Source organism: Enterococcus sp. AZ177, assembly GCF_050544585.1.
Lineage (GTDB): Bacteria > Bacillota > Bacilli > Lactobacillales > Enterococcaceae > Enterococcus_L > Enterococcus_L plantarum.
Genome location: NZ_CP172944.1, coordinates 1,309,570 through 1,321,886, shown reverse-complemented (window position 1 = coordinate 1,321,886; position 12,317 = coordinate 1,309,570). Strand labels below are relative to the sequence as shown.

Sequence of the window (12,317 nt, the reverse complement as noted above, 5' to 3'; positions counted from 1 at the left end):
ACCTATTTCCCTCTTGTAGCAGAGAGAAAACCATGAGAAGCCTTTGAATCCCATGGTTTTCCATCCTATTTATTGTTCGTTATACCAACTATAGTGGTAAGTACCTTCTTTATCAATACGTTGATACGTATGTGCACCGAAATAATCTCTTTGCGCTTGAATCAGATTTGCTGGTAAACGCTCAGAACGATAAGAATCATAATAAGCAATTGCAGAAGCAAATGTCGGTACTGGAACGCCTGCTTGAACAGCGATCGACACAACATCACGAACTGATTGTTGATATTTTTTCGTGATATCAATAAAATACTCATCTAATAGTAGGTTTTCGATTGTTGGGTTCTTATCATACGCATCTGTGATTTTTTGTAAAAATTGAGCACGAATGATACATCCTGCACGCCAGATCTTGGCAATCTCACCAAATGGTAAGTCCCAATCATAATCTTCTGAAGCTACGCGCAATTGAGCAAATCCTTGTGCGTAGCTCATGATTTTACTAAAGTAAAGAGCTTCACGAATTTTTTCAATTAATTCTTTCTTGTCCCCTTGGTAAGCAGGTGCTTCAGGCTTAGCTAGAACTTTGCTTGCTTTCACACGTTCATCCTTATAAGCAGAAATGAAGCGAGCAAAAACAGATTCAGTGATCAATGGTAGTGGAACACCTAAATCTAAAGCACTTTGGCTAGTCCACTTACCTGTTCCTTTATTACCAGCAGCATCCATGATCACATCCACGATTGGTTTTCCTGTTCCTTCGTCATCTTTACGAGTTAAGATATCTGCTGTGATTTCTACAAGATAGCTATCTAGTTCACCTTGGTTCCATTCTTTGAAAATCTCGGCCATCTCATCAACAGATACACCAAGAATATTTTTCATTAAATCATATGATTCAGCAATCAGTTGCATGTCTCCGTATTCGATTCCGTTATGCACCATTTTAACATAATGACCTGCACCATTTGGACCAATATATGTCACACATGGTTCACCGTCTTCTGCTTTAGCTGAAATTTTTTCTAGAATTGGCGCAACTAGTTCATACGCTTCTTTTTGACCACCGGGCATGATTGAAGGTCCTTTTAACGCGCCCTCTTCACCGCCAGATACACCAGTACCGATAAAGTTGATTCCTGAATTAGCTAGTTCTTCGTTTCGACGAATCGTATCCTTAAAGAATGTATTCCCGCCATCAATCAAAATATCTCCTTTATCTAAATGAGGTAACAGTTCTTGAATTGTCGCATCTGTTGCAAAACCAGCTTGAACCATTAACATAATACGACGCGGTTTTTCAATAGAGTCTACAAACTCTTCAATTGTATAAGTCGCTTTGAAATTTTTATCAGGATGTTCTTCAACGACATCCGTTGTTTTTGAACCTGTACGATTAAATAGAGCTACTGAGTATCCTCTACTTTCGATATTCAAGGCTAAATTTTTTCCCATTACGGCCATTCCGACTACGCCAAATTGTTGTTTTGTCATCTTGTATCCTCCCACTATCTTTGAAAAAAATTCATTAGAATTTTCTTATAATCTACATCATTATAACGTAGAATGCTTGATATGAAAACAAAATAGTTCGATTAATTTGATTTATTCTTGTTAATTTTTTTAGAATCTAGACATTTAAAGAAAATTGTCGATCAAATCTGTTATTCTTAAGCAAAATAAATCCCCTAGGCTCCATGGTTAGCCTAGGGGATTTTAACATTTTCAAAAAAATGTTTTTTATGCTTCTTTAGAGATTACGTCTTTTCCATCGTAATGACCACATGCTGGACATACGTGATGGCTTTTTCTCATTTCACCACAGTTTGAACATGCGTTCAAGCCTTTAATCGTTAATTTGTAATGAGTACGGCGTTTGCCCTTTTTAGCTTTTGAAGTTCTTCTAGCTGGTACTGCCATTGGTGTTCCACCTCCTTGTAAAGATGTGTGCATAAAATGCACGATATATTCCAATCTTACTGCTTATCGTCTTCATCAGATGTTTCACTGAACAATTCGGATAATTTAGCAAGACGAGGATCCATAGTTTGTTGTGCTTCTTCTTGTCTTTTTTGTGCATACTCTTCTTCTGAGAGAACTTCCCAGTCATTGCCCTTCGGCATATCTTGGCTTCTTTGTTCTTCTTCTGATAACACTTGAATTGGAATAGACAAAAGAATGTTATCTTCGACTGATTCATCTAAATCAATTGTTGGTTTTTCCAACAAGATGATTTCTTCATCCGCCAAACGTTCATCTCTTTGCTGATATTGTTCCAGAGTCATAAATACCTCATCAATATCAATCGAAAGTGTAAGAGGAACAGGTGCTAAAGAACGTGAAGATGGAACTGTTACAATAACATCGATTTTATAGTGAAGCAAGTACTCTTCTTTTCCTACATTTAGTATCCCGGTTGCTTTGACGGGACTAACATCTAGAATAAGATTATCTCTTTTCATCAAAGACGCTTTTAAATCAAGTGTCTCCGAAAATTCACAGGGTTCGTCTTTGTATTTGTTTAGTTCTAGTAAAGACCATTTCATATTCATCACCTCATAACGCAACAAAAGCAATTATACAAGGCTTTGAAAGCTTTGTCAATGAAATTTTCTTGACAGTGTTTTCTTCTTTCAATTTTTTTCAGCTCCTACTATTCTATTCATCATTCTTAGTGGTAAAATAAGGCAAAGGAGGAGTTAGCATGAAAGCTTTTGAATTTAAAAACGTCTCATTTATTCGGGATAAACAGATGTTGTTACATAACGTGAATTGGTCTATTGAAACATCCGAAAATTGGGCTATCATTGGATTAAATGGCGCGGGAAAGACCTTGCTTTTGCAATTGATCTGTGGGTATTTATGGCCAACTAAGGGGCAACTGGTGGTTCTAGACCAAGTATTCGGCGAGGCCTCCATACCCGAGCTACAGCGAAGAATCGGCTGGGTCAGTACTGCCTTGCAGTATCGCATGAAAACTGGCGAGACAGCAGAGAAAATTGTTCTATCTGGTAAATTCGCTAGTATTGGTATTTACCAAGACTATACGAATAAAGAGCTAGAGCAAGCCAAAATGATTTTAAAAAATGCTGGCGGTGAATCGCTTATCGGAAAAAAATACGCTGTTTTATCTCAAGGAGAACGGCAATTGGTTTTGATTTCTAGAGCTTTGATGGCAAACCCAGAATTATTGATCCTAGATGAACCTTGTAATGGCTTAGATTTATTTGCTAGAGAAAAACTTTTATCTCAAATACAGCATATATCTGAACAAGAAAATCGCCCTACATTGCTTTATGTTACCCATCATACTGAGGAAATTCTGCCATGTTTCAATCACCTGATGCTGTTGAAAGATGGCGAAATCTTTGCTAAAGGAACACAATCTGAACTATTCAATGAAGAAAATTTCGCTAATTTTTATGCTGAACCGATCCAAATTATTCCTTTAAAGGATAAACGTTTTGCTGTTTATCCTAAATAATAGAAATGGAGGCTAAAAAAGTTAGAGCTTCGCTCTAACTTTTTACTCCAATTTCACAACGTCGTAATATCTTTTGTTTCAGTCAGTTTAAATGACTCTATTGCTGCTAAGAATTTTTCTCCGTACTTCTCTAACTTATTTTGTCCTACACCTTTGACTTGCAATAATTGAATTGAACTTTTAGGTAACTTTTCACACATTTCTTTCAAGGTGCTGTCGGAAAAAATTAGATATGGCGGCACACTTGCTTCTTGTGCTAAATCCATACGTAATTCTCTTAGTGTTTCGAAAAGCCCATCATTCACAACAACTTTGCGAACACGTTGATCTTCTTTTCTAAAGACTGTCTGTTTACCTAGTAAAACTTGAATCCCTATTGGCGAAACGGATAACAGGGGATATTGTCCATCAGAGGGATTTAAATATCTTTCGGCTGTTAAATAATCGATTAATTGATTCACTTCTTTTTGTGTTCGATCCTTCATTAAACCGTAAGTAGGCAAACGATCAAAATGCCACTGGTCGATTTTTTGATCTTTAGAACCCGTCAGAACTTTTCCTACTAATCCCTTACCAAACTTTTCGCCCATTCGTTTCACACAAGAAAGAACTTTTTGAACATCTACTGTGATATCGACTAATTCACGTTCATCTAAACAATTAGAGCAGCGACCACAATCAGAACCTTTCTCCCCAAAATAACGTAAAATGAACTTTTGCAAACACATTTGTGCATTTGCATATTGAGACATTTCTCTTAATTTCATGTATTCCTTTTGCTTATAATCGATCGTCATTTCTGATTGGTCGATAAAATATTGCTGAATTTGAAGATCTTGAGGTGCGTAAAGTAATATAGCATCACTCGGGAGCCCATCTCTACCAGCTCGTCCAGCTTCTTGATAATATGACTCGATGTTTCCGGGAATTTGCGCATGAATCACAAAGCGAACATTGCTTTTGTTGATGCCCATACCAAAAGCATTTGTAGCAACCATCACTTGAATTTTATCAAATAAAAACTCTTCTTGATTGTGGTTTCGGTCTCCTTCGTTCATGCCGCCATGGTACATACCTACTGCTACTTTTTTACTGTGTAGTAAGTGGTAAATCCGTTCAACTTCTTTTCGAGTGCTTGCATAGACAATACCTGATTGTCCTTGGTTCAACTTTAAGTACTCTAAAAGAAATACATCTCGATTTTGATCTTTAACAACTTGAAAAGATAGATTCTCACGCGCAAAACCAGTCTGTACCTGATTATCTTTTGGGATGTGTAGTTGATCAAGAATATCTTCTGCTACTTGAGGTGTAGCAGTTGCTGTAAGGGCAATTACTGAAGGTTGTTGTTGAAACTCTTCAATAATCGCTGCTAAGCGTAAATAACTTGGACGAAAGTCATGTCCCCATTGAGAAATACAATGCGCTTCATCTACTGCCAATAAATCGATTGGCACATGTAATAATAATTGCTGAAAATCAAATGATTCCAGTCGTTCAGGAGCTACATATAAAAGCTTGACCTCACGATTAACTGCCATTTGAACCCGCTTATTCATCTCTTGTTGCGTAATTGTACTGTTAATGAATGTTGCAGGGATTCCCATCATATTCAACGCATCCACTTGATCTTTCATTAATGAAATCAACGGCGAAATAACCAACGTCAGATTTTCTAGTAAGAGTGCAGGCAATTGGTAACAAATAGACTTCCCCCCACCAGTTGGCATAATACCTAAAACATTCTCTTTATGTAAAACATGATTGATGATTTCTTCTTGTCCTTGACGAAACTCGTCATATCCAAATTTTTCTTTTAGTAAGCCTTTGATGTCAATCATGAAATTCTCTCCGTTCTTTGTGTCTGGTTGTTATTTTAGCACGCACTATTAGGCAATTCAAGGAAGGATTTCCTTAATTCGTGAAACAATTCGGGTTGTGTGAAACATAGTGCTAGTTTCCTTAAAATTAAAAACGGCTAGTTAACAAGGGCTCTGCAATAGCATACGCATTTTTTTACGTTATTCATTAAAAGTTATCCACAAAAAAGGACAAAACTGATTAAGTTCTGTCCTTTCTTTATATGATTAAAACTTATTTTTTCTTTTTACTTGCCTTTTCACGTTCATTTTTATTAAGAATTTGTTTTCTCAAACGAATGCTTTCTGGCGTTACTTCACAATATTCATCTTCATTCAAGAATTCTAAAGATTCTTCTAATGTAAGAATTTTTGCTTTTTTGATTACAGATGTTTGGTCTTTATTAGCAGAACGAACGTTAGTCATTTGTTTTGCTCTTGTAATATTTACAGTCAAGTCATTATCACGGTTATTTTCACCGATGATCATTCCTTCGTATACGTCAGTTGTAGGTTCTACAAAGACTGTTCCACGTTCTTCAATGCTCATAATACTGTAAGTCGTTGCTTTACCAGTATCAATTGAAACCAACGCACCTTGATGACGTCCACCAATTGTTCCTTGAATCATTGGTAGATATTGGTCAAATGTATGATGCATGATACCATATCCGCGAGTCATTGATAAGAACTCAGTTGTGTACCCAATCAAACCGCGAGCTGGCGCTAAGAAAATCAAACGAATTTGACCATTACCAGTGTGGATCATATCTTGCATCTCGCCTTTACGGAGGCTTAATGATTCGATAACACTACCCATGTATTCTTCAGGAGTATCAATTTGAACACGTTCAAACGGTTCGCATTTTACGCCTTCAATTTCACGTTCAATAACTTCAGGACGAGATACTTGTAATTCATATCCTTCACGACGCATATTTTCAATCAAAATTGATAAATGCAATTCACCACGACCAGATACCGTCCATGAATCCGGACCGATTGGCTCTACGCGCAATGATACGTCTGTTTGTAATTCTGCCATTAATCGCTCTTCAATTTTACGTGAAGTGACATATTTACCTTCACGACCAGCAAATGGAGAGTTATTAACTAAGAATGTCATTTGTAATGTTGGTTCGTCAATGTGTAGAATTGGCAATGCTTCTTGATTTGCAACATCAGCAACAGTTTCACCAACGAAAATATCTTCCATACCAGAAACAGCAATCAAATCGCCTGCTTTTGCTTCATTGATTTCAACACGTTGCAAGCCAAAGAAACCAAAGATTTTAGTAACACGGAAATTCTTCACGCTACCATCCAATTTCATTAAGGCAACTTGATCGCCGACTTTCATTGTTCCACGGAACACACGGCCGATACCGATACGTCCAACATAATCATTATAGTCTAATAATGATACTTGGAATTGTAATGGTTCATCTGAATTATCAATTGGAGCTGGCACATGTTCGATGATTTGATCAAAGATTGGAGCCATTGTTGGTTCTTGGTCTTCTGGGTTGTCAGAATCACTTGAAGTTCCATTTAATGCGGATGCATAAATAACTGGGAAATCTAATTGCTCATCATCTGCCCCTAATTCGATAAATAATTCTAAGACTTCATCAACAACATGTTCAGGACGTGCTGAAGGTTTATCTATTTTATTTACAACAACGATTGGTGTAACTTTTTGTTCTAATGCTTTTTTCAATACGAAACGAGTTTGAGGCATTGTTCCTTCATAGGCATCAACAACTAAAACTACACCGTCAACCATTTTCATGATACGCTCTACTTCACCACCGAAGTCCGCGTGTCCAGGTGTATCTAAAATGTTGATCCGAGTGCCTTTGTAATCAACTGCTGTATTTTTAGCTAAAATCGTGATTCCACGTTCGCTTTCAATCGCATTCGAATCCATTGCACGTTCTTGTAATTGCGTGTGTCCATCTAAAGTATCTGATTGTTTTAAAAGTTCATCTACTAATGTTGTTTTACCGTGATCGACGTGGGCGATGATTGCCACGTTTCTAATATCTTCTCTGTATTTCAATGTAATTGCTCCTTATCCTTTTGCCTTACGTCACTTGTTCATTAAATCCGACTGTTTATTATACCAAATTTTTTTCATGAAATATAGTCTAAAGCTTTCAAAAGTTCTGAAAACTTCATATTTTATTGCCTTTTTTTGAAAAAATACCATATTTACTGAAAAAAAGCAATGTTTTCTGTGGAAATAGTATCTCTTTTCTTCGACATAATGAAAACCTATTATTTATTTATGAATAAATTTTTCCTGCATTTCGGTATAAGCTTTGGGTGTTGCTGCTATAAAATACTCTCGTTTATCAAATGCTAAGGGATTTCCTTCTATATTAGAGTAACTAAATCCAAATTCATTTATCAACACCAGTCCTGCGGCATAATCCCATGGACTCAAATTGGAGATATACCCGATATGATTGCCTTTAAGTATAGCAATCAACTCTACTCCTGCACAACCACTAACTCTGATTCCCATACTTGCATGCCCGATTTCTCCAGCAGAGTATATATTTTTACGATACATATATGCATTCATCCCAATTAACCCTTCTGACAAAGCTGCATCTTTTGGTTGTGGTAACCTTCTATCATTCTGGAAGACGCCGTGATCTTTTTCTCCCCAATATAACTCATCTTTCATCACATCATAAATAAAACCTAATTGTCCAACACCATCTTGATAAACGGCGATCATAATACAAAAATTTTCATGCTCCATCACGAAATTCATCGTACCGTCAATTGGATCAATGATCCAAACACGACCATTTAAAGAATCGAGGCTATTAAACCCTTTTTCTTCGGCTAATATTCGATCGTTTGGATAATGCTGATTTATTTTTTTGATAAGAAATAATTGCGTCTCTTCATCAATATTGGTTACTAAGTCAGTTCTGCCTGATTTTTGTGAAACGTCGAGTTCATTAGTTAAGTTAACTCGAATATAGTCTGCTGCCTCTTTTAACCATTCTTTGATTTCAATGATCATTTTTTCGTTTGTCATTTTAATCAGCTCCTAGTTTCAATCTGCCTGACTCTTGTTTTTTTGCTTGTTGAAGTGTTCGATATAACGAGTATCCGGATGCTTTTTGAAATTCGTTGCCTAACCGTTTTTCTTCTCCAATACTTCTAACTACTGTTTTAAATTCTTTGTACGTTTTCAAAAAAACTTTAGTGTCGATTCCGGTTTCGTTCGCTTGTTCTACCGCAGACCACAAGTTGGTCACAATTACCATTTCGTTTGTTGTCCAGTCTAAATCTAATGGGTATTGATAATCTTTCATGCTTTCACCTCATTTTCTAGTTTATCATAGGCTAAGAATATTTTTCTACAGTTCATTCGTTTCTTTTCTTATTTCGCCAATTTGTCCATATAGGCAAGAACAAAACACCTTTTTCTACCTCTACTCTTTGAGCTGAGTAAATCCCAGCATTCCCTGAACACATGTAGCTGATCAAACAAATCATAAAGAAATATAAGGCGGCTTCACTCCCAAAAAGTTCGATTCCCATGATAAAACAAGCAATCGGCGTATTCGTTGCACCTGAAAAAACACCAATAAAACCTAATCCAGCCAAAAATGGAATCGACAAGTGCAGAATTAAAGCTAAACTACTGCCTAGTGTTGCGCCAATTTCAAATAAAGGTGTCACTTCTCCACCTTGGTACCCTGCCCCTAATGACAACACTGTAAAAAATAGTTTCCCAATAAAATCAAACCAGTGATTCTCTCCATAAAAGGCGTCTTTCAATAATGGTAAACTTAACCCAAGATAACGCTGTGTCTTAAAAATAAAAACAGCAACCACTACAATAATTCCTCCGATGAAGTTTCGTAAAACAACATTTGCGAACCACTTCGTATAGATTGTTTTAACCCAGACTATCGAACGACTAAAAAGCCAACCGACTAAGCCAAAACAAATACCAGCAACTATTATTTTGGTAAATATCAATAATGACCATTCTGGAATCGGTCCCATAGCATAATGTGTATGCGTTATACCCAGCGACTCAGTTACAAAATTTGCAAAAATAGCAGCAAAAAAACTCGGAAAAAGTCCATCTGATCTTAGACGCCCAATCACTAAAACCTCTAGCCCAAAAAGTGTCCCGGCTAAAGGTGTCCCAAAAACAGAACTAAATCCAGCACTGATGCCACTGATAATGACAATTTCCCGTTCAATTTTATTTAGTTTAAAGAGACGCCCGATTGTATCTGCTACCGTCCCCCCCATCTGTACAGCAGTTCCTTCACGACCAACTGACCCACCAAATAAATGGGTTGTGATTGTACCAAATAGCGTCAATGGAATGAGGCGTAAGGGAATATTTTCCTGTTCCCCATTTGCTTGATCAATCACAAGATTATTTCCTCTTATTGAATTCCCTCCAAATTTCTTATAAAGAAACGCAAAAATTGCCCCACTGACTGGCAGTAAAAATAATAGCCAAGAATTATCTACTCTAATTTGCGTCACAATATCTAAACTTTTTAAGAAAAATGCTGATAACGTACCCATTACTAATCCAATCAAAGAAGCAATCATTAACCATTTAACCATATAAATGCTCACTTTTAGAGGCATGTTTAATTCCTTTTTCATTCGATCACTCCTTATAAAATACATTAACTTCCCATGCTGTCACTACTTAGAACCACGCTGATTAATTATAACAATTTTTATAAAAAGAAACGAGAAAAAAATTATGAGTTTATCCTATAAAGGTCAAAAAAGACTCATTTGAACGAAATTTGACTTTCCCCTATAAAGCACTTGCAATACCTCAATATTATGCTACTATAAAAAAGAAAATTTAATCGTTTTACTTTATTTACTCTATACATTATTGTTGTCTTCGAAAAAAAATGTAGAGAAAGTCGACAAACGGATTGTTCTCTCAAAATGAAAGGATGTTTTCATTGAAAGAATTAACACATGGCAATCCTGCAAAATTGATTTTTTTCTTTACGATTCCATTATTGATCGGAAATATTTTCCAACAGTTTTACAATATGGCGGATATGATCATCGTTGGGCAAACGTTAGGAAAAGATGCTCTAGCGGCAGTTGGTTCAACTGGTAGTATTACTTTTTTGATCATTGGTTTTGCGCAAGGTTTGACAGCTGGTCTTTCCATTTTAACGTCACAGCGTTTTGGCGCACAAGACTACCGAGGGGTAAAGAAGAGTTTTGCTACTGGAATCATCATTAGCGGGGTCGTAACGATTGTTTTAACTATTTTGAGCTTGGTTTTTGTTCGACCAATGCTTCATCTTATGCAAACACCACCCGAAATCATTGATGATGCCCAAACCTTTATCTCAATTATTTTTATCGGTATTTTTGCTGCAATGGCATTCAATCTATTATCAAATGTGATTCGAGCCCTAGGAGATAGTCGTACGCCCCTTTTATTTTTGATCATTGCTAGTGTTATCAATGTTGTACTAGATTTGATGCTGATTCTTACCTTTCATATGGGGGTCGCAGGAGCCGGAATTGCAACTGTTACAGCTCAAATTGTATCTAGTCTACTATGTATTATCTATATTCGCTGGAAAATTCCTAATCTTCAATTACGAAAAAAAGATTTTTCGATAGATAAACATGAGTTTCGAGCTCATTTGAATATTGCTTTACCTATGGCTTTTCAGTCTTCGATCATTGCTATTGGCGCGATCATTTTACAAGCGGCTTTAAATAGTTTAGGAACTGATGTTGTCGCTGCACAAGCTGCTTCAGGGAAAATCGAACAATTTGCAACACAACCTATGATGTCCTTTGGAATCGCAATGGCGACCTTTACTGCCCAAAACTATGGAGCAAAAAAATACAAACGAATTTTACAAGGGGTTAATCAGTGTCTGGTGATGAGTATTGGTTTTAGCCTACTTGCGGGTGGAATCGTGATTCTCTTTGGTCAAAATTTAATGACTCTTTTCGTCAGTTCAAAAGAAACAGAGGTACTCAATCTTTCACAAATTTATTTTAATGTCAACGGTAGTATGTATTGGCTTTTAGCCATCTTATTTATTATTCGCTATACATTGCAAGGTCTTGGCCAAAGTGTGATTCCAACGCTAGCTGGTATTATGGAGTTGGTCATGCGTTCTTTTGCCGCCATTATTTTAACTGCTTCATTAGGTTTTGTCGGTGCAGCACTAGCATCTCCACTAGCTTGGGCAGGTTCTGTAATTGTGTTACTTGCTTCTTATTTTTAAAGCAATCAAGCGATTAAAAAAATTAGAACATAAACAATTAATTGAAACTAAACTAAAGTCTTCATAAGTGATCTTAAAAAAAACGACCGATTCTCAAAAGAAAATCGATCGTTTTTTTATGCTATACAGATTGTTTTCTAGGGAAATAGTGACGCCATTTCGCTTTAACTGAGTTAGTCATTGGTTCAGAGGCTTCTTTAACCGCGCAATATTTATCAACCATTGTAACAATATAGCTTTCTTTGTATTTTGGAGGAGCAATTGTTGCGCCCCACATATGTTTAATAATGATGTCGCGTTCTAAGTCTGAAAGTTCTGTTAGTTTCTCAGCATTTTTCACTGCAATTCTTGGATGCATATAAGCATGAGTTCCTTCGTCGAACTTCGTTGTACGCCAATCATAATAGAATAGGTCGTGCAACAATCCAGCACGAGCTGTTGCTCTAGCATCACCATTCCACTTTTTAGCTAATTTATAACTATAATAAGAAACACTGATTGAATGATCTAAACGAGTTGAGTGAACATGCTGCGTGTAATTTCCTAAACGCTGTACTTCTTCCGTTTCCAACAAATCTTCCACATAAGACATATATTCTTGATCTTCACGCCATTTTTCAGTCATTAATTCTGGTTCCACCTTTTTAGAGACTTAAAGTTTCTGTTTTTTTTACTTGCTGAAAGTATAGCACCTTG

The 12,317-nt window shown here is 36.5% G+C and carries 10 protein-coding genes and 1 pseudogene; 2 read left to right on the top strand and 9 right to left on the bottom strand.

What is annotated here, in order from left to right; all coding sequences use genetic code 11:
• Positions 1 to 69 precede the first annotated feature (69 nt).
• The 3 genes from gndA to IGJ34_RS06420 form a co-directional block, all read right to left on the bottom strand.
• The gene (gene gndA / locus IGJ34_RS06430; protein WP_069654470.1) at positions 70 to 1,491 is read right to left on the bottom strand and encodes an NADP-dependent phosphogluconate dehydrogenase; all 1,422 of its coding nucleotides are present in this window, start codon (positions 1,489 to 1,491) and stop codon (positions 70 to 72) included.
• 246 nt (positions 1,492 to 1,737) lie between these two features.
• Complete coding sequence (gene rpmF / locus IGJ34_RS06425) at positions 1,738 to 1,917, bottom strand: 50S ribosomal protein L32 (protein ID WP_010763436.1); 180 nt, start codon at positions 1,915 to 1,917, stop codon at positions 1,738 to 1,740.
• Between the two features lie 56 nt (positions 1,918 to 1,973).
• Positions 1,974 to 2,543 carry a YceD family protein gene (locus tag IGJ34_RS06420; RefSeq protein WP_430598407.1) on the bottom strand — a complete coding sequence of 190 codons (570 nt, stop codon included), beginning with the start codon at positions 2,541 to 2,543 and terminating at the stop codon, positions 1,974 to 1,976.
• Positions 2,544 to 2,701: 158 nt separating this feature from the next.
• On the opposite strand from IGJ34_RS06420, the gene IGJ34_RS06415 reads away from it, so the two are divergent.
• Positions 2,702 to 3,481 carry an ABC transporter ATP-binding protein gene (locus IGJ34_RS06415; protein WP_430598406.1) on the top strand — a complete coding sequence of 260 codons (780 nt, stop codon included), beginning with the start codon at positions 2,702 to 2,704 and terminating at the stop codon, positions 3,479 to 3,481.
• Between the two features lie 53 nt (positions 3,482 to 3,534).
• On the opposite strand, the gene recQ is transcribed toward IGJ34_RS06415, so the two are convergent.
• From recQ to IGJ34_RS06390, 5 genes are all read right to left on the bottom strand, one after another.
• Positions 3,535 to 5,322, bottom strand: coding sequence for a DNA helicase RecQ (gene recQ / locus IGJ34_RS06410; RefSeq protein WP_206834274.1), 1,788 nt, complete (start codon positions 5,320 to 5,322; stop codon positions 3,535 to 3,537).
• Between the two features lie 253 nt (positions 5,323 to 5,575).
• Positions 5,576 to 7,402: a translational GTPase TypA gene (gene typA, locus IGJ34_RS06405; protein WP_069654474.1), complete on the bottom strand. Its 1,827-nt coding sequence runs from the start codon at positions 7,400 to 7,402 to the stop codon at positions 5,576 to 5,578.
• A 222-nt stretch (positions 7,403 to 7,624) separates the two neighbouring features.
• A complete protein-coding gene (locus IGJ34_RS06400; protein ID WP_069654475.1) occupies positions 7,625 to 8,398 on the bottom strand; it encodes an inositol monophosphatase family protein in 774 nt (257 codons plus the stop codon).
• A gap of 1 nt (position 8,399) precedes the next feature.
• Positions 8,400 to 8,678 carry a UPF0223 family protein gene (locus IGJ34_RS06395; RefSeq protein ID WP_069654476.1) on the bottom strand — a complete coding sequence of 93 codons (279 nt, stop codon included), beginning with the start codon at positions 8,676 to 8,678 and terminating at the stop codon, positions 8,400 to 8,402.
• 52 nt (positions 8,679 to 8,730) lie between these two features.
• Entirely contained in the window at positions 8,731 to 10,002 is a 1,272-nt protein-coding gene (locus IGJ34_RS06390; RefSeq protein ID WP_069654477.1) for a voltage-gated chloride channel family protein, read from the bottom strand.
• Between the two features lie 317 nt (positions 10,003 to 10,319).
• Between IGJ34_RS06390 and IGJ34_RS06385 the strand changes: the two are divergent.
• Positions 10,320 to 11,688: pseudogene (locus IGJ34_RS06385) on the top strand (MATE family efflux transporter).
• A gap of 54 nt (positions 11,689 to 11,742) precedes the next feature.
• Here IGJ34_RS06385 and IGJ34_RS06380 read toward each other — a convergent pair.
• Positions 11,743 to 12,246 carry an HD domain-containing protein gene (locus tag IGJ34_RS06380; protein ID WP_069654479.1) on the bottom strand — a complete coding sequence of 168 codons (504 nt, stop codon included), beginning with the start codon at positions 12,244 to 12,246 and terminating at the stop codon, positions 11,743 to 11,745.
• Positions 12,247 to 12,317 lie beyond the last annotated feature (71 nt).